This window comes from Microbacterium azadirachtae (assembly GCF_000956505.1).
Taxonomy (GTDB): Bacteria; Actinomycetota; Actinomycetes; order Actinomycetales; family Microbacteriaceae; genus Microbacterium; species Microbacterium azadirachtae_A.
In genome coordinates, this window is sequence record NZ_JYIX01000030.1 from 76350 (window position 1) to 93276 (window position 16927).

19 protein-coding genes are annotated in these 16927 nt (G+C 70.1%); 8 read left to right on the forward strand and 11 right to left on the reverse strand.

Annotation, left to right across the window (positions count from 1 at the left end; translation table 11 throughout):
• Window positions 1-51 precede the first annotated feature (51 nt).
• Both RS86_RS06000 and RS86_RS06005 read left to right on the forward strand, forming a co-directional pair.
• A complete protein-coding gene (locus tag RS86_RS06000; RefSeq protein WP_045271305.1) occupies window positions 52-501 on the forward strand; it encodes an aminoacyl-tRNA deacylase in 450 nt (149 codons plus the stop codon).
• Window positions 502-547: 46 nt separating this feature from the next.
• Window positions 548-1033, forward strand: a complete 486-nt coding sequence (locus RS86_RS06005; RefSeq protein ID WP_045271306.1) for a hypothetical protein — start codon at window positions 548-550, stop codon at window positions 1031-1033.
• 2 nt (window positions 1034-1035) lie between these two features.
• On the opposite strand, the gene RS86_RS06010 is transcribed toward RS86_RS06005, so the two are convergent.
• Together RS86_RS06010 and RS86_RS06015 are read right to left on the reverse strand one after the other, a co-directional pair.
• Window positions 1036-1464 (reverse strand): NUDIX hydrolase, encoded by a 429-nt coding sequence (locus RS86_RS06010; RefSeq protein ID WP_045271307.1) that lies wholly within the window; start codon window positions 1462-1464, stop codon window positions 1036-1038.
• A 38-nt stretch (window positions 1465-1502) separates the two neighbouring features.
• Window positions 1503-3137 (reverse strand): amidohydrolase, encoded by a 1635-nt coding sequence (locus RS86_RS06015; protein ID WP_152642098.1) that lies wholly within the window; start codon window positions 3135-3137, stop codon window positions 1503-1505.
• Window positions 3138-3271: 134 nt separating this feature from the next.
• Between RS86_RS06015 and RS86_RS06020 the strand changes: the two genes are divergently transcribed.
• Window positions 3272-3730 carry a DUF1801 domain-containing protein gene (locus tag RS86_RS06020; RefSeq protein WP_045271308.1) on the forward strand — a complete coding sequence of 153 codons (459 nt, stop codon included), beginning with the start codon at window positions 3272-3274 and terminating at the stop codon, window positions 3728-3730.
• 34 nt (window positions 3731-3764) lie between these two features.
• On the opposite strand, the gene RS86_RS06025 is transcribed toward RS86_RS06020, so the two are convergent.
• Window positions 3765-4586 (reverse strand): cytochrome c oxidase assembly protein, encoded by an 822-nt coding sequence (locus RS86_RS06025; RefSeq protein WP_082076607.1) that lies wholly within the window; start codon window positions 4584-4586, stop codon window positions 3765-3767.
• Between the two features lie 231 nt (window positions 4587-4817).
• Here RS86_RS06025 and RS86_RS06030 point away from each other — a divergent pair, with 231 nt between their 5' ends.
• From RS86_RS06030 to RS86_RS06045, 4 genes are all read left to right on the forward strand, one after another.
• On the forward strand, window positions 4818-6002 hold the full coding sequence (locus RS86_RS06030) for an inorganic phosphate transporter (protein WP_045271386.1): 1185 nt from the start codon (window positions 4818-4820) through the stop codon (window positions 6000-6002).
• 17 nt (window positions 6003-6019) lie between these two features.
• Entirely contained in the window at window positions 6020-6310 is a 291-nt protein-coding gene (locus RS86_RS06035; protein WP_045271309.1) for a hypothetical protein, read from the forward strand.
• Window positions 6307-6945 carry a DUF3349 domain-containing protein gene (locus RS86_RS20920; RefSeq protein WP_045271310.1) on the forward strand — a complete coding sequence of 213 codons (639 nt, stop codon included), beginning with the start codon at window positions 6307-6309 and terminating at the stop codon, window positions 6943-6945. Before RS86_RS06035 ends, RS86_RS20920 begins: the two co-directional genes overlap by 4 nt.
• Window positions 6946-7210: 265 nt before the next feature.
• Complete coding sequence (locus tag RS86_RS06045; protein WP_045271311.1) at window positions 7211-8332, forward strand: M24 family metallopeptidase; 1122 nt, start codon at window positions 7211-7213, stop codon at window positions 8330-8332.
• Between the two features lie 119 nt (window positions 8333-8451).
• Here the strand turns inward: RS86_RS06045 and RS86_RS06050 are convergent, their stop codons facing one another.
• The 5 genes from RS86_RS06050 to RS86_RS06070 all read right to left on the reverse strand — a co-directional run bounded on the left by RS86_RS06050 (window position 8452) and on the right by RS86_RS06070 (window position 13869).
• Window positions 8452-9306: an ABC transporter ATP-binding protein gene (locus RS86_RS06050; protein ID WP_045271312.1), complete on the reverse strand. Its 855-nt coding sequence runs from the start codon at window positions 9304-9306 to the stop codon at window positions 8452-8454.
• Window positions 9303-10211, reverse strand: a complete 909-nt coding sequence (locus tag RS86_RS06055; protein WP_200892755.1) for an ABC transporter ATP-binding protein — start codon at window positions 10209-10211, stop codon at window positions 9303-9305. The genes RS86_RS06050 and RS86_RS06055 overlap by 4 nt, the downstream gene beginning before the upstream one ends.
• Entirely contained in the window at window positions 10208-11134 is a 927-nt protein-coding gene (locus RS86_RS06060; protein WP_045271313.1) for an ABC transporter permease, read from the reverse strand. Before RS86_RS06060 ends, RS86_RS06055 begins: the two co-directional genes overlap by 4 nt.
• The gene (locus RS86_RS06065; protein ID WP_235281656.1) at window positions 11131-12198 is read right to left on the reverse strand and encodes an ABC transporter permease; all 1068 of its coding nucleotides are present in this window, start codon (window positions 12196-12198) and stop codon (window positions 11131-11133) included. Before RS86_RS06065 ends, RS86_RS06060 begins: the two co-directional genes overlap by 4 nt.
• 81 nt (window positions 12199-12279) lie before the next feature.
• Window positions 12280-13869 carry an ABC transporter substrate-binding protein gene (locus tag RS86_RS06070; RefSeq protein ID WP_045271314.1) on the reverse strand — a complete coding sequence of 530 codons (1590 nt, stop codon included), beginning with the start codon at window positions 13867-13869 and terminating at the stop codon, window positions 12280-12282.
• Window positions 13870-14040: 171 nt separating this feature from the next.
• On the opposite strand from RS86_RS06070, the gene RS86_RS06075 reads away from it, so the two are divergent.
• Window positions 14041-14574, forward strand: coding sequence for an Lrp/AsnC family transcriptional regulator (locus RS86_RS06075; protein WP_235281658.1), 534 nt, complete (start codon window positions 14041-14043; stop codon window positions 14572-14574).
• Between the two features lie 20 nt (window positions 14575-14594).
• Here RS86_RS06075 and RS86_RS06080 read toward each other — a convergent pair whose 3' ends face one another.
• From RS86_RS06080 to RS86_RS06090, 3 genes are all read right to left on the reverse strand, one after another.
• Window positions 14595-14936, reverse strand: coding sequence for a hypothetical protein (locus RS86_RS06080; RefSeq protein WP_235281660.1), 342 nt, complete (start codon window positions 14934-14936; stop codon window positions 14595-14597).
• Between the two features lie 356 nt (window positions 14937-15292).
• Complete coding sequence (locus RS86_RS06085; protein WP_045271316.1) at window positions 15293-16114, reverse strand: phosphatase PAP2 family protein; 822 nt, start codon at window positions 16112-16114, stop codon at window positions 15293-15295.
• A gap of 34 nt (window positions 16115-16148) precedes the next feature.
• A complete protein-coding gene (locus RS86_RS06090) occupies window positions 16149-16889 on the reverse strand; it encodes a YczE/YyaS/YitT family protein (RefSeq protein ID WP_327037089.1) in 741 nt (246 codons plus the stop codon).
• Window positions 16890-16927: the final 38 nt, after the last annotated feature.

A 16927-nucleotide genomic window follows, 5' to 3' on the forward strand; every position in this document is an offset into this window, starting at 1 on the left:
GCCCCTGAGCCCGTCGAAAGACCCGCCGACGGGTCGGATCCGCACGCCCGCGTGCGCGATGCCGCGGCCGAACGCGGCCTCGACATCGAGATCCGGCAGCGCCCGGCCGCCCACAGCCTGCACGAGGCAGCGGCACTTCTCGGCCTGGATCCGTCCGGCATCGTGAAGACCCTCGTGGTCAAGCGGAGCGATGACACGTTCCTGTTCGCGCTGATCCCCGGCGGACGCAAGATCTCCTGGCCGAAGCTGCGCGCGCTGGTGGGCGTCAACCGGCTGAAGCTGCCGGATCCCGCCGTCGCGCTGGCCGCGACCGGTTACGAGCGCGGAACGATCGTCCCGATCGGCAGCACCACCGCATGGCCGGTGTTCGCGGATGAGACGATCCGCGGTCGTCGGATCGCGATGGGGGCGGGAGCACACGGATACAGTCTGTTCGTCGACGGCGACGCCCTCATCTCCGCGTACGACGCGACCGTCGCCGACATCTCGGAGCCGGAGTGATCCGCACGCCCGTCCGCTGATCGCGGTCGGGGAGTAGCATCCGGGCATGACGGATGCGCTGGATGCGTGGTCGGAGTTCCACGTCGCGATGCTCGGCGCGACCGCGGCCCTCGCCGGGCTCGTCATCGTCGCCGCGAGCGTCAACATCGGAAAGATCGTGGTCGCCAAGGCGCTCACCGCGCGGCTCGCCGCGGCCATCGCTGGACTCGTGCTGGCGATCCTCACCTCCGGCATCGCCCTCATCCCGCACCTCGGCGGTGGGTGGTTCGGCGCGCTCGTGCTGATCATCACGGCCGGCGCGACGGCGTTCCAGGTGCACGCGGCCCTCTCACTGCGGCGCGACCCCGGCCACGGCAACCCGGTGCCCAGAGCGGCCTTGGGGTTCCTTCCGCTCGCGGCGTACACCGCCGCCGGCGTACTGCTGCTCGCCGGCCGGCCTGTGGGCCTGGTGCTCGCCGCGACCGGTTCGCTGCTCGCACTCGTCGTGGCGATCGTGATCTCCTGGATCGCCCTGGTCGAGGTGCTGCGCTGACGTCAGCCGCTCAGGTCCGCCATGCCGAGGGCGATGTCGACGAGCCGCACGCGCTGCAGGCCGGCGACCTCGTCGAGCGCGAACCAGGCGGCCATGTCGGTGGATCCGTTCTTCTCGAAACGGAGCTTCCCGCTCGTGATCCGCGCCCGGTACACGATGCGCAGGGTGTGCAGCGGCTCGGTCGCGCCCGGGGTGACCCTGCGGCGGGCGGGGATCACCCGGGAGTGGATCCCGAGCAGCTCGTCGACGACCACCTTGTAGCCGGTCTCCTCGCGCACCTCGCGGCGGACCGCGGCCTCGGGGTCCTCACCGGGCTCCAGCCCGCCTCCCGGCATCGTCCACGACACCCGGCGGCCCTCGGTCCACCGCGCCAGCAGCACCCGCCGGTCATCGTCGAGGATGACCGCGTATGCCGCGACGCGCATGTCCATGGTTCAAACCCTAAGACGTCACAACCGGTATGGCGCGGTCAGCTCACGCGCCGACCGCCGAGGTGCACTTCCCGCACCTCGGCCTCGGCGAGCTCCTCCGCCGGCACGGTCAGCGGATCCCGGTCCAGCACGATGAGATCGGCGAAAAGGCCGGGCGTCAGGGAGCCGACCTCGTGCTCGCTGAACAGCTGCCATGCCGCATTGGTCGTGTGCGCAGCGAGCGCCTGCGTACGGGAGACAGGGGTGCCGGCGGGCATGACCCGGCCGGAGCGCGTGCGCCGGGTCTCCGCCACGGCCATGTTGCGCAGCGGTTCCGCCGGCGTGACCCAGCCGTCGTTGTGGAACGTCGCACGATGCCCGGCGGCGAAAGCCGCGCCCGCATCCGCCCATGCTCCGCCCCGCTCCGGGCCGAACAGGTCGTCCACCAGCACCTCGCCCCAGTAGGTGATGTGATCGACGAACAGGCTGACGGTGACTCCGAGTTCCGCCGCACGGGCGAACTGCGCCGCGGTCATCGCCCCCACGTGCTCCAGGCGGAAGCGGTGATCGGTCAGACCATGCTTCTCGATCAGCCGCTCGTAGACGTCGAGCGTCTCATCGATCGCGAGGTCGCCGTGCGCATGGCAGGCGAGCTGCCAGCCGGCCGCGGCATAGGGCTCCGCGATCCCGTGCAGCTCTTCGGCCGTGTAGTTCGAGGCGCCGCGGTGGCCGGGCTCGAGGCCGAGCCCCCTGGTCGCGACGGTGTCGAGATACGGGAAGCTCGTGGCGATGTTGCCGATCCACGGGGAGCCGTCCGTCCAGGTCTTGACGCCGATCTGGCGCACGATGTCGTCCTCGGCGTCGGCAGTACCTCCATCGACGCCGCTCGCGCGCGAGGGTCGCGCGGCGGGCGTCCCCCCGGGTCGGGACATCTCGTACCAGCGCAGCCGGAGCGGCATCCGCCCCGCGGCGCGCAGGGCGTCGACGACCTGGTTCAACGCCGGGTTCCAACTGAGGTCGGAGACCGTCGTGATCCCCCGACAGGAGAGGTCTGCGAAGTGCGCGCCGAGCAGCTCCACGATGTCGGCCCGAGCCGACTCCAGGAGCGGCGTCACGACCTGTTCCACGGCGGCGGCTTCGAGAGCGACACCGCTCAGCTCCCCGTCCGCGGTACGGCCGAAGGATGCTCCTGCCGGATCCGGCGTGTCCTTGTCCACTCCCGCGAGCCGAGCCGCAGCGGCGTTGAAGTACGCCGAGTGGCCGGAGTTGTGCACGATCGCGAGGGGGGTGGCTCCGGCGAGGTCGTCGAGCAGGCGCATGTCGGGATCCGGGAGTCCGCGCTGCAGCAGCGCGTCCCACCCGCTCGCGTACACGGGGCGCCCCTCGGAGGCGGCGAGCGCGACGCGCAACGCGGACATCACGCTCTCGGCGTCCGGCAGCACCACCGGCCGCAGGTCGAGCACCCGGTCGGACAGCAGCACGGCCGCCGTGCCGGGGTGGCCGTGCGGCTCGATGAGCCCCGGCATCGCCCAGCCGTCCAGCGCCACCCGCTCCGCGGAGGGATCCTTCGCCGCGAGATCAGCGATCGCGCCGACGGCGACGATGCGCCCGTCGTCACCGACGAGGAGCGCCTCGACGAGGTCCTCGGAAGCGGGGGAGAGCGGTCGGATCCGGCCCGTGAACAGCGTCGTCATGAAGCCCATCGTGGCAGGTTCGACGGCGGCGCGAGGCACCCCGCCGATCGATCAGTTCTGAAGAAGCGCCCGTCCGCGCACGTTCGTAGGCTGACGATATCCCCGGATCCGCGGGGCGCCGACAGGAGGATGCCATGACCGAGAACACCGCCCCCGTGCTGACCGAGTTCGAGCGCGCCGCCGTCAAGGAGGCCGCGAAGGAGAGCCGCACCCGCGTCGCGCGGAAGAAGATCTCCGCCGACGAAGCCCGCGCCGCCGGTGAGGCCGATGTGCGGGCCAAGATCGCCGAGATGGACGGCGAGGACGGCACGCTCGCCGAGGCCCTGCACCGCCTGGTCGCCGAGAACGCTCCTCATCTGGTGCCCCGCACGTACTACGGCATGCCGGCCTGGGCCAACGCCGCCGGCAAGGTCGTCTGCTTCTTCAAGCCCAAGGCCAAGTTCAAGGTGCGCTACGCCACGTTCGAGTTCGAGTGGCCCGCACGGCTCGACGAAGGCACCGTGTGGCCGGTCTCCTACGCCGTGACCACGCTCTCCGCCGCCGACCTCGCCTTCCTCGGCGAGCGCATCCGCAGGGCCGCCCCCACGGAGTGATGAGGAGAGGATCCGGCCGCCGGCGCCGGAGCCCTCATTCTCCGCGCAGGTGGGCGGCGGTGAGCTCGGCCATCTCCTCGTCGCTGAGCTCGTCCATGCTGCGCGATTCACGACGGTCGGAGCGGATCCATCGCATCATCAGGATCACCAGGATCGGCACGTCGACGATCTCGGCGATGAACCACAGGAAGTCCCCGGAGAGCTGCTGATCGCGCAGCGGATTGGGGAACCAGAGCGGCAGCGCTCCGGGCCAGGGGCCGGCGTGGTCGAAGACGACGGTGCCCAGGCGCAGCAGCACACCGGGGATCGCGTCGAGGACGAGCTCCACGAATGCGAACATGAACTCGGCCACGATGAACAGGCTCGTGCGCGCGACCGTGTGCGCGGCCATCGGCAGGATCATCAGCAGTCCCAGCAACGGCACGATCGCCGACGTCGCCCCCTCGGCGATCGGGTTGACGCGCAGCACCGCCGAGAGCGGCGTGAAGAACACCGAGAACACCAGGCAGGTGAACACCGGCGCCATGATCGCGTTGCCGAAGAACTTCGCCAGCCAGGAGCGCAGGAAGCCGTTGACCCGAGCGCGGGGCCGCGAAGAGAGCACGGCGCGGGCCAGGGACACCGGGCGTCCCAGGGTGATCAGCACCGGCACCACGAACATGAGCAGGGCGATCCGCGTCGAGAAGGCCCAGCGCAGCGCCGTGCTCCAGGTGCCCAGGAACCCGAACGACACCACGGCGTAGGAGCCGAGGCCCAGCAGCAGGAACATCAGCGTCAGCGACAGTGGCCAGCGGTGGCCCCTCCGGCGCAGCACCGCCACCCCGCCGAGGTAGAGGCCGGCTGCGACGATCAGCACCGCGAGCGCGGTGGGATCCAGGCTCCAGGTGCTGAGGAAGACGGGGATGGGAGGCGTGGCGGGTTCCGATCTGCAGTGCGGCCGCCGTGAGGCTACGCCCGGCTGCTATGCGGACGGTGAAGGCGCTGCTCGACCGCTCTCGGCCGGGAGCGCTTAACGCCCGATGAACTCTCGCGGTCGAGTGCACGACACCGGCTGTTCACGCCCTCGGGACGCGGAATGCTGACGACCATGAGCGCCGAAGTGATGATCCTCATCCTGGTGGTCGTGACCGCACTGGGTTTCGACTTCACCAACGGATTCCATGACACGGGGAACGCGATGGCCACCTCGATCGCGACGGGGGCGCTGAAGCCGAAGGTCGCGGTGGCGCTCTCCGCGGTCCTGAACCTCGTCGGAGCCTTCCTCTCGGTGGAGGTCGCCGCGACCATCACGAAGGACGTGCTCACGATCCAGGGTCCGAGCGGAGACCTCGTTCCCGGTCTGAGCCCCGAATCGGCGATGATCATCATCTTCGCCGGACTCGTCGGCGGCATCCTGTGGAATCTGCTCACCTGGCTGCTGGGCCTGCCGTCCAGCTCCTCGCACGCCCTCTTCGGCGGACTCATCGGCGCCGGCATCGCCGGAGCGGCGACCGTCAACTGGGCCGGCATCGTCGGGAAGATCATCGTTCCCGCCGTGCTGTCCCCGCTCATCGCGGGCGTCGTCGCGGCGGTCGGCACCTGGCTCGTCTACCGTCTCACCCGGTCCGTGCACGCGAAGCACCGCGAGGCCGGCTTCCGCTGGGGCCAGATCGGCACCGCGTCGCTCGTCTCGCTCGCGCACGGCACCGGCGACGCGCAGAAGACCATGGGCGTGATCGCGCTCGCGCTCATCGCGCACGGCACGCTCACCGGCGATCAGATCCTGAACGAGGGTCTGCCGATCTGGATCATCGTGACCTGTGGCGCGGCCATCGCGCTCGGCACGTACCTCGGCGGCTGGCGGATCATCCGCACCCTCGGCAAGGGCCTGGTCGAGATCGAGTCGCCGCAGGGCCTCGCCGCCGAGGCCTCCTCCGCCGCGATCATCCTCACGTCCAGCTCGATGGGCATGGCGCTGTCGACGACGCACGTCGCCACCGGGTCGATCCTCGGATCCGGCGTGGGACGCCCCGGTGCGCAGGTGCGCTGGGGCATCGCGGGCCGCATGGTCACCGCCTGGCTCATCACGATGCCCGCGGCGGGCGTCGTCGGCGCGCTCTGCTTCTTCCTCGCCCACGGCATCGGCGGGCTCGCCGGCGCGATCACCGTGTTCGTGCTGCTGCTCGCAGCCGCGGCACTCCTCTACCTGCGCAGCCGCCGGCAGAAGGTCGACCACAACAACGTCAACGCCGAATGGGACGACTCGACCGTGCCCCAGGGCGCAGCGGCCTGAACCGAAGGACGGATGAGATGAACTTCGACATCGCGCAGATGGCCCTCTCCGCGGGCCGCGTGCTGCTGGTCGGCCTGCTGTTCGGCGCAGGATTGCCCGCCCTGTTCGCGGTCGGCATGCGGCTGCAATCTGCCGGCACCGGGGAGATCGACGGCGAGGCACCTGGGACGCGCCGTCCGCTGCTGACCGCGGCGGGCTGGATCCTGTTCGCCCTGGTGATCGCCACGGTGCTCACCGGCGTGCTCTTCATCACCCGCCTGAGCATCTACCACTACTTCGGGATCTCGTTGTTCGGGGTGGGCAAGTGAACGGCAACGTCCTCAGCCGCGTGCTCGACTGGCTGCGCGCCGGCTACCCGGAGGGGGTGCCGCCCAAGGACTACTCCCCGCTGCTGGCGCTCCTGCAGCGGACGCTCACCGCCGAGGAGCTCGCGGAAGTGGTCGCGGCCCTGGCCCGACAGGAGACGGATCCGGTACGGGTGTCGCAGATCCGTGCGGCGATCGCCGACGTGACCTCGGCGAACCCCGGTGGCGACGAGGTGCGCCGCGTGGCCGTCCTGCTCGCCGACCGCGGAGTACCGCTGAGCACCAAGGCGCAGCGGATCGTCGGCGACCGGACGATCCTCCCCGGCGCGGACGCCCGTACTGAACCATCGGACCCCAACCCCATCGCCCAGGCCCTGCGCTGGCTGGGCGCGGGTTATCCGGACGGGATCCCCGCCCAGGACCGCGTGCCGATCCTCGCCCTGCTGCGTCGTCGCCTCACCGACGGCGAAGTGCAGGAGGTCTGCGAGGCCGTGGCGGCGCAGAGCGGAGCGGATCCGGAGATCTCGCTCGTCGACGCGCAGGTGCTCATGATGAAGGTGCTCGGCGAGCTCCCCGGCGACGACGACGTGGATCGCGTCCGCTCCCGCCTCGAGCAATCCGGCATCACGCTGAACTGATCCCGCGTCTCTGACTCGCTTCTCTGACATCCCCTGTGACCGCGAGACTCCAACTGGGCGACGAGACTGCACCGCAGAGCCGCAGTCTCGTCGCGGAGTTGGAGTCTCGCGGTCAGACGAATCGTCTGGGCGGGAGGGGCGACGGATCGGATACGGCGGACGAATGCGCGGGGGATCCGGGGCCGGCCGGCGGTTCATCTCGATCTCGGAATATGTCCCTCCGCGGGCCTGGCGCGGCCGGCCCGAGCGGACGTAGCGTGGAGGGGTGAGCACGCCATTCCCCGCCTCCGTGTACGCCGCCCGCCTCGACCGCGCCCGCGCCCTGACCGCTGATGCGGGTCTCGATGCGATCGTCGTGGGACCCGGTCCCGACCTGACCTACCTCGCGGGCGTCGAAGGGAACACGATCGAGCGGCTGACCGCTCTCGTGATCCCGGCGGCCGGGGATCCGACCGTCGTCGTGCCGCGCATGGAGCTCGCGAAGGTGCGCGACACGGCCGTCGGCGCGCTCGGACTCGCCGTGGCGGACTGGGTGGACGGGCAGGATCCGTACGCCCTCGTCACCGCCGCGATGCCCGAGGCCCCCGCGCGTCTCGGCGTCTCCGACGCCCTGCCCGCCCTGCACGTGATCCCCCTCGCCGACCGACTCGGCCTGCGGCCGGAGCTCGCCACGCCCGTGCTGCGCGAGGGGCGGATGATCAAGGACGCCGCAGAGATCGCCGAGCTCCGTCGCGCCGGCGAAGCCATCGACGCGGTGCACCGCCGCGTCCCCGGCCTGCTGCGCGCCGGTCGCACCGAACGCGAGGTCGGCGCCGACATCGCCGCGGCGATCGTGGAGGAGGGGCACCGCACGGTCGAGTTCGTGATCGTCGCCTCCGGGCCCCACGGCGCGGATCCGCACCACGAGGTCTCCGACCGGGTGATCCACGACGGCGACATCGTGGTCGTCGACATCGGCGGCGCGGTGCCGGCCGGATACAACTCCGACAGCACCCGCACCTACGCGGTCGGCGAGCCGGATCCGGAGGTCGCACGCAGGATCGCCGTGCTCGTGCGCGCCCAGCAGGCGGCCGTCGACGCCGTGCGCCCCGGCGTGACCGCGGAACAGGTCGACGCCGCCGCCCGCGACGTGCTCGCCGCGGAGGGTCTCGCCGAGGCGTTCGTGCACCGCACCGGCCACGGCATCGGCGTCACGACGCACGAGGAGCCGTACATCGCGCCCGGCAACGACCTCCCCCTGCGGGAGGGCATGGCGTTCAGCATCGAGCCCGGCATCTACTTCCCCGGCGCGTGGGGCTCGCGCATCGAGGACATCGTGGTCGTCACCGCCGACGGCTGCGTGAACCTCAACACCACCCCGCACGCCCTGACGCCCGCGGGAGGCTGACCTCGGCGCCCTTCGTCTCGTCGCTGCACTCCTCGCGCAGGGACCGGTAGGGGGCACCATGGGTTTCCCGGTGCGGGCGCAGGGGGGCAGGCCCGCACCGGGAAGTCTGTGCGGCGCGCTCAGCGCACGCGGTCGAGCGCCTCGGGGATGTCGACGCGCCAGGACGACGGCGCCTCCGAGGCGGGGGCGGCGGGCAGCACGCCCTCGCCGTCCGGGTGGGGGATCGCGTCGAGCAGCGCCGCCGTGTACGGGTGCACGGGCTGGGCCCACACCACGGGGGTGGCGCCCGACTCGACGATCCGGCCGCGGTACATCACGGCGACGCGGTCGGCCATGAGACGCACCACGGAGAGATCGTGCGAGATGAACAGCATCGCGGCGCCCGAGGCCACGCACAGCTCGCGCATCATGCCCGCGACCGAGGCCTGCGCGGAGGCGTCGAGCGCCGAGATCGGCTCATCGGCGACGATGAGATCCGGCTTCGCAGCGAGCGCGCGGGCGATCGCGACGCGCTGCCGCTGGCCGCCGGAGAGCTGGTACGGGTAGCGGTTCTCGAGGGTGGCCGAGAGGCCGACCGCCTTCAGCCAGTGCGACGGCGCCTCGGTGTCGACGCCGCGCGCGCGGGCGGCACGGGATCCCTCCGCGATCTGCTGCGCCACGCGGATCCGCGGGTTCAGCGAGGAGTTCGGATCCTGGAACACCATCTGGATCGCGGTGAGCTCCGCAGGCCGCGTGCGCATGCCGAGCGGCTGCACGGGGCGATCCCGGTAGAGCACCTCGCCGGCGCGCGGCTTCTCCATGCCGATCACGGCGCGCGCCGTCGACGATTTGCCGCAACCGCTCTCTCCGACGAGGGCGAGCACCTCACCGGCGGCGATGTCGAAGGAGACGCCGTCCACCGCGCGGAAGGCGGCGCGACCGCCGTACTCGACGACGAGGGAGTCGACGTGCAGGACCGGCTTCTGATCGCTCATCGGGTCTCCTCGGGATCGTCTGCATCCGTGGTCCCGCCCGCGGACGGAGCGGGGGACGCCTCTGCGCCGGATCCGGCATCCGCAGGCCCATCCACGAGGGAGTCCTGGGCGTCGGGCATCGCGTCCAGCAGCTCGCGCGTGTAGGGGTGCTGCGGGCTCTGGAAGACCTGCTGTCGGGATCCGGATTCGACGATCAGACCGCCCCGCATCACGGCCACCTCGTCGGCGACCGCGCTCATCACGCCGAGATCGTGCGTGACCAGCAGCACGGCCAGGTCGCGTTCGGTCGCGAGGTCGCGCAGCAGGTGCAGGATCCCGGCCTGCACCGTCACGTCGAGCGCCGTGGTGGGCTCGTCGGCGAGCAGGACCTCGGGCTCGCAGGCCAGAGCGATCGCGATCGCGATGCGCTGCCGCTGGCCGCCCGAGAACTGGTGCGGGTACTTCTGCAGTGCTTCCTCGGGATTCGGCACGCGCACCAGCGCGAGCAGTTCGGACGCCCGCTTCCTGGCCTCGGCGCGGGAGAGCTTGAGATGCGTGCGGATGCCGTCGGCGAGCTGGGCTCCGACCGTGATCTGCGGATGCAGGCTGGCGGACGGATCCTGGAAGACCATGCCGATCCGCTTGCCGCGCACCGCGCGATAGGCGCCGCCCGTCATGCCGACGAGCTCGACATCGGTCTTACCCGCGCCGCCGAGGACGATGGATCCCGACGCCGTGCCCCCCGCCGGCAGCAGGCCGAGGATCGCCATGGCCGTCATGCTCTTGCCGGATCCGGATTCACCGGCGAGGCCCTGGATGCGTCCGGGCACGAGGTCGAGCGAGATGCCCTTCACGACCTCGGTGCGGTTGTGACGGCTCTGGCCGAGTTCGACGTGCAGATCGCGGATCGCGAGCGCGGCGGTCACTGTGCCACCTCCCCGGTCGATGCGGCGGCGGAGACCGCCGTGGGCGATTCTGCCTCGCGCTCGCGGGCGGCGAGCGGGTCGAGGGCGTCGCGCAGCGAGTCGCCGATGAAGTTGAAGGCCATCACGATGCTGAGGATCGCGATACCCGGGAACAGACCCAGCCACCAGGCCGAGGGGTTCTGCATGGCCGCGGCGATCATCGTGCCCCATTCGGGCGTCGGCGGCTGCGCGCCGAGGCCGAGGAACGACAGACCGGAGAGCAGCAGGATCGCGGTGCCGATGTCGAGCGAGGCGAGCACCAGCACCGGGCCGGCGATGTTCGGCAGCACGTCCCGCAGGAGCGAGCGCAGCGGGGACGAGCCCAGCAGCCGGCCGGCGATCACGTAGTTCTGCGTGCGCAGGCCGAGCACGAGCGACCGGGTGATGCGGGCATAGGGGGGCCAGGCCACGATGATGCCGGCGATCACGGCGTTCATGATCGACGGGCCGAGGGACGCGGCGATGACCATCGCGAGGATCACGGTCGGGAACGCCATCACCATGTCGGTGATGCGCATGAGCACCTCGTCGAACCAGCCGCCGAGATAGCCCGCGACGGCCCCGACGACGGTGCCCACGATCATCGCGCAGACGACGAGCATGAGGGCGAGCGGGATCGTGGTCTGGGCTCCGAGGAGCAGTCGCGAGAACATGTCGCGGCCGTTGACGTCGGTGCCCATGATGGTTTCGCCACTGGGCGGCGCGAGCCGGGGGAAGTCCTGCGCGAGCGGGTCGTGCGGAGCGATCCACGGCGCGAGGATCGCGATCACGATCCACATCAGCGCGATCACGGTGCCGACGATGGCGAGCGGGGTGCGCCAGGCGCGCGGCAGCCAGGGGCGACGACGCTTCGGGGCGACCTTCTCGGGGATGACGAGGTTCACGACAGCCTCACTCGCGGATCCAGGACGCCGTAGAGCACGTCGACGACGAGATTGATGACGAGGTAGAACACGCCGACCACGAGACCGACGCCGGTCACGGCGAGCAGGTCGAGGTTCTTCGACGCGTTGTAGGCGTACGTGCCCAGGCCCGGCCACGCGAACACGGCCTCGACGAGCACGGTGCCGGACAGCAGGCTGCCGAACGCGATGCCGACGAGGGTGAGGATCGGCAGCGCCGCTCCGCGCAGCACGTACCCGACGACGACGCGGCCGCCGCTCAGGCCCTTCGCTCGCGCGGCCCTCGCGTAGTCCATGTCGAGCACCTCGAGCACCGAGGTGCGCACGAACCGGGTGAGGGTGGCGATCGTGAACAGGCTCAGCACCAGAACCGGCAGAGCCAGATGGCCGATCGCGTCGAGGAACCCGACCGAGTCGCCGTTCAGGAGGTAGTCGATCGTGTAGAAGCCGGTGATGCGCGGCGGCGGGGTGATCGTGGGGGAGATCCGGCCGGATCCGCTGACCCAGTGCAGCTGCATGAAGAACAGCTGGTAGGTGAGGATCGCCATCCAGAACGTGGGGATGCTGAGGCCGATCAGGGTGACCACGCGCACGACCTGGTCGGTGACCTTGCCCCGACGGTAGGCGGCGAGGGTGCCGAGCACGATCGCGACGGCGAGGCTGATGATGATCGCGTAGAAGGCGATCTCGGCGGTCGCCGGCACGGCCTTGGCGAGGTCGGCGGAGACCGGCTGTCCCGACTTCAGCGAGGTGCCGAGGTCACCGCGCAGCAGGTTGCCGACATAGATGAAGAACCGGATCCACACCGGCTGATCGAGTCCGTACTTCTCCCGGAACGCTTCGACCGTGGCGGGGTTGGACGCTGCACCCTCGCCGAGGGCGGCGCGCACCGGGTCGCCGGGCACGATCACGGTGAGGGAGAAGGTGACCAGCACGATCCCGAACAGCAGGATCACGCTCGTCACGGCCCGCCGGGCGAGGAAGCGCAGCAGGGTGTGCTGCGCCGTCCGCGTCGTGCGGGTGGCGATGGCTTTCGTCTCGGACACAGGGGGCTTCCGGGTCTACGTGGCGGAGAGGGCGTGGTGCTGCGGGGACCGGAACCGCGTGGTTCCGGTCCCCGCAGGGACTCACTTCGCGGGGTGCAGCGTCCGCAGGTCGAGGGTCCAGGTCACGTTGTACTCGAGACCGGCCACCTTGGTGGAGCTGGCGAGGTTGATGCCCGGGACGATCAGCGGCACGAACGGGCCGGACTCCTGCATCGCCTTCGCGTAGTCGCCGAACGCCGTGTTGCGCGTGTCGACACTGGTCGCGTTCTGCGCCTTGGTCACCAGGTCGGCGATCGAGGTGTCGGCCTCGGCCGGCCAGCCGGCGCGCAGGCCGACCTTCTGACCAGGGCCGAACGGCAGGAACGAGGAGGTGTCGGCGTAGTCGGGACCCCAGTACCAGAGCGAGAACGCCTCCTGCGCCTTGACGTAGGGCTGCACCTCGGTCGCGAACGGGGCCGGAGCCAGGGTCACGTTGATGCCCGCAGCCTTGAGCTGCTCCTGGACGCGCTCGGCGACCGGCGTGAATTCCACGCCGCCGACGGGGTTGTCGTTCGGGAACTGGAGCTTGATCTCCTGGCCCGTGTAGCCGGACGCGGCGAGGGCGGCCTTGGCCTTCTCGAGGTCCTGCTTCACGCCGGACTTGTTCGCGCCAGGGAACATCGGCGGGATGACGCCGGTGGCCTGCACGGATCCGGATCCGGCCAGCTCCAGCAGCTTGTCGTAGTCGAGCGCGTAGCGCACCGCTTCGGCGAACTTCGGGTTCGCGGTCGCGCCGCCGACGTTCTTGTCCTGGTTGATGAGGAGGAACAGCGTCTGGGCGGACGGCGCCGAGTTCACCGTGAAGCCGTCGCCGAGGTTCTTCACCTGGTCGCCGGAGAGGTCGACCGCCACGTTCGAGTCGCCGCCCTTGAGGTTGGTCAGCTGCGTGGCGGACTGCGAGATGTTGCGCACGACGATCTTGTCGTAGGCGGCCTTGTCATCGCCGTCGTACTTGGCGTTCTTCACGAGCACGACCTGCGAGGTGAGGTCGAGCGACTGCAGCGTGTACGGGCCGGACCCCGCCGAGTTCGCGTCGAGCCAGGTCTTCGCGGCGTCCTTGTCGTCCGTCGTGCCGCCGTTCTTCTGGACGAGCTTCGAGTTGAGGATCGCGAGCGACGGGTTGGTGACGATCGCAGGCAGCTGCAGCGACGGGCTCTTCGTCGACAGCGTCACCGTCTTGTCGTCGACCTTGGCGACCGTGATCCCCGTCATCAGGAAGTTGGCCTTGGAGTCGGTGATCCCGGCGACGCGGTCGAGCGAGAAGACGACGTCGTCCGCGGTGACAGGGGTGCCGTCGGAGAACTTCCGGCCGTCCTGGATCGTGAAGGTGAACTCGGTCGCATCCGCGTTCTGCTTCATGGTCGCGAGATCGGGCTTCGGCGTCTTCGAGTCGGCGCCCTCGAACGTCAGCAGGGTGTCGTACACCGCGTGCAGCACCATGTTGCCGGTCGGCACGTAGTTGCGGCCGGGGTCGCCGGTCTCGAGCGAGAACGCGGTGTCGACCACGAGCGTGCCGCCCGAGGAGGAGTTGGTGCTGGAATTGTTCGCGGAATTGCCGCCGGAGCAGCCGGCGAGCGCGATGGCGGCGACAGCGACGAGCGCTGCGGCGACGTGGCGATAGGAACGGGCCACGGCTTCCTCCTCATTGAAGTTGGACAGGTCAGACGACCGGATCGGGTTTTCCGGCACTATATCCGACTGATCGGCACAATTTCGATCATTCGATTGTCACGCTTCCGTCACTACGGCAATATGTCCAGCATGAGCGACGATGTGCCTTCCATCCCTGGACGATCCGCGCCCGTGATCGACGAAATCGCCTACGACATCCTCCGGGCGATGCGCCGCAATGGTCGGATCTCCATCGCCGCCCTCGCCCAGGAGGTCGGGATATCCCGCGCCAGCGCCTACTCGCGGGTGGAGTCCCTCACCCGGGCCGGGATCATCACGGGCTACACCGCGGAGGTGGACACGACCCGCCTCGGACTGGGGGTGAGCGCCCTCGTGTTCTGCACGATCCAGCCGCAGTCGTGGAGCTCGTTCCTGCAGGCGATCGGGGATATGCCCGATGTGGAATCCGCGATGGTGATGACGGGAGAGCACGACGTGATGCTCCTCGTCCGCAGCGTCGACATGGAGCGCATGCAGTCGCTCGTGATCGGCACGATCGCCGATCGTCCGGAGGTGACCAAGGTCGAGACCGCGATCGTGATGGGCGAGGTGTTCCGCCGGCCGTTCGTCCTCCCGGACGAGATCCCGGAGCGCGCGGCGATCGGCGTCGACAGCGGCCTGATGCGGTTCACCCGCACCGATGGGAGCCGCGGGACGCGCGTCTGAGGGCGCTCCCGAGTGAGGGATCAGACCTGCAGGCAGACGCTCACGTGATCGATGCCGTCGACGGCGAAGTCCTCGACGAGACGGATCCGGCCGTCGTCCTCGTGCTCGGCGCGGCTCACCGCGTCCCCGCGCACGACCGAGCCGTCGCTGACCAGCGCATGTGCGAACGAAACCCGCACCTCGGCGCCGGCGATCTCGCCGACGAAGCGGCCCTCGGTCACCGTGTCACCGGTGTATTCGCCCCAGATCAGGCGGCCGTCCTGGTGGTAGTCGAAGGTCGTCGGAGCGTCGGAATCGACCTCGCTCGCGGTCGAGGAGACCATGGCGAAGCGCATTCCGTCGAGGAAGAGCGTGGAAGGCATGACGACGAGTATGGACCCGGGACCGGCCTTCGGCGCAATCGCGGCATCGTCCGAGCCGGCCCCGGAACCCCGCCCGAGGAGGGCGTGCCGACGCGGTTCGGCCCGCTCTGGAATGACAATCCCGACGGCGCCGGAATCTATTAACAGGTTCATCCACATGTGGATTACTCGGGGAATGCGGAAATCGTCCCGGGACGGGGCGTCCGATCGGCTCCACTCCCGGGATACCTGCTGTTCACCGGTTGTTTTCCCGCGCTCGGCGCTCCCACGTCACGAGCGCCCACCGAACGCGCCCTCCGCCGTTTCGGCTGTCATTCCCGGGCCTGCGGAGAACGCGGAACGCCCCCGGATCTGCGTCAGGAAATCCGCCGGAAGAGCGCATTCCCCGCGGCGGCCAAAGCGCTTCCGACTGCGAGGATCGCCGCGCCTCCGCCGGCGTAGGCGATCTGCAGATGGCTGCCGTGGTTCTGCACGGTGATGAAGATGATGACGAACGCGATGCCGGAGGCGACCGCGCTCGCCCCTGCGATCCACCACAGCGCCGGCAGTGTCCGGGCCGGCGGGACGGCTTCCGGCACTCGCCAGAGCAGCAGAGCGATCCCGCCGATGCATCCGCATGCCGCTACGAGCATGAATGCCGCGACCACGTCGCTCGGCCGGTGCCACTGCTGGATCACGAGCAGAACCCCGGTGAGCACGGCGAATGCGCCACCCAGCACGGCCGCCAGCGGGCGCCAACGCGGGGGGCACACGACGAAGATCGCGAAGGCCGCAGCGGCGGCGACCGTGGCATGCCCGGATGGGAATGAATTGCCGAGCAGGTCGGTGGCGCCGGTCGCGGCACGCTCCAGGAACACGTGTTTGGCAAGCTCCGCGGCGATGACCGCGATCCCACCGGTGGCGAGGGCGACCAGCAGGTGCCGGAACCGGCGCGTCACCAGGCCGATGACGAGCGTGAGCAGAACGCCCCCTCCGATCGCGACGGTTGGCACGTTGCCGAGCACCATGCCAGTCAGGCGATAGACCAGGTCATGCTGCGAGGATGCCCCCACGAATGCGCGCTCATCGACGATCTGCCCGACGTAGGTGCGCACGAAGAAGACATACGTCGCCACGAACGCGGCCGCCAGGACCACCGCGGCTATCGCGAAGGACCACACTCCACGTCTCGCCGCCATGCACCCATCATGCAGGCTCGAACTGTGCGATCGCTCACCAGTCGCTGCGATCCCGCGCGGCCCGCAGGTCGCCGATGGCACGTGAGTCGTCGTGCGTCGCCTCACCACCGCGCTGCAGTATCGGGCGGGGGAGCCCTGCGTCCTCCGGGATCCGTGTGCGGATCGCCGGCGCCTCCGGCTCCTCCCGGTTGCCACGGCTCGTGCGTGCCGTGTCGAGCAGAGGCAGCGCGATGTGCACGAGCGGGCCGATCCCGAGCGCGAACACGACCGTTCCGACGCCGACCGTGCCGCCGAGCAGCCACCCGATCGCGAGCACGGTGAGCTCCACCGAGAGGCGGGACGCCCAGATCGGCCAGCCCAGGCGCGCGTTCATCCCGGTCATCAGGCCGTCACGCGGTCCGGGTCCGAAACGCGCCCCGATGTAGAGCCCGCTGGCGAGCGCAACCACGAGCACGCCGGCGATGAGCACCAGCACCTGCAGGAGGAGGCCGTGCACCGGCGGGATCACCGTCACGGTCGCCTGGATCGCGGTGCCCACGAGCAGCACGTTCAGGAGCGTTCCGACGCCCGGCTTCTGTCGCAGCGGGATCCACAGCAGCAGCACCAGCAGGCCGACGATGTTCGTGATCCAGCCCACGCCGATGCCGGTGCGCAGCGCAAGACCCTCTGCGAACACGGTCCACGGGTCCACGCCCAGGCCGGCCACGATCGTGAGTCCGCACCCGAAGCCGTAGAGCACCAGCCCGATGAGCAGCTGCAGCACGCGTCTTGTCATGGATCCATGATGATCCTGAACTGGCCTGTTGCGACCAG

What these genes read in the sequence shown, in the direction of transcription:
- RS86_RS06080 (WP_235281660.1), bottom strand. Translation starts at nt 14,936, where the DNA reads ATGCCTTCCACGCTCTTCCTCGACGGAATGCGCTTCGCCATGGTCTCC.
- RS86_RS06010 (WP_045271307.1), bottom strand. Translation starts at nt 1,464, where the DNA reads ATGGACATGCGCGTCGCGGCATACGCGGTCATCCTCGACGATGACCGG.
- RS86_RS06050 (WP_045271312.1), bottom strand. Translation starts at nt 9,306, where the DNA reads ATGAGCGATCAGAAGCCGGTCCTGCACGTCGACTCCCTCGTCGTCGAG.
- RS86_RS06035 (WP_045271309.1), top strand. Translation starts at nt 6,020, where the DNA reads ATGAACTTCGACATCGCGCAGATGGCCCTCTCCGCGGGCCGCGTGCTG.
- RS86_RS06085 (WP_045271316.1), bottom strand. Translation starts at nt 16,114, where the DNA reads ATGGCGGCGAGACGTGGAGTGTGGTCCTTCGCGATAGCCGCGGTGGTC.
- RS86_RS06015 (WP_152642098.1), bottom strand. Translation starts at nt 3,137, where the DNA reads ATGACGACGCTGTTCACGGGCCGGATCCGACCGCTCTCCCCCGCTTCC.
- RS86_RS06090 (WP_327037089.1), bottom strand. Translation starts at nt 16,889, where the DNA reads ATGACAAGACGCGTGCTGCAGCTGCTCATCGGGCTGGTGCTCTACGGC.
- RS86_RS06020 (WP_045271308.1), top strand. Translation starts at nt 3,272, where the DNA reads ATGACCGAGAACACCGCCCCCGTGCTGACCGAGTTCGAGCGCGCCGCC.
- RS86_RS06005 (WP_045271306.1), top strand. Translation starts at nt 548, where the DNA reads ATGACGGATGCGCTGGATGCGTGGTCGGAGTTCCACGTCGCGATGCTC.
- RS86_RS06030 (WP_045271386.1), top strand. Translation starts at nt 4,818, where the DNA reads ATGAGCGCCGAAGTGATGATCCTCATCCTGGTGGTCGTGACCGCACTG.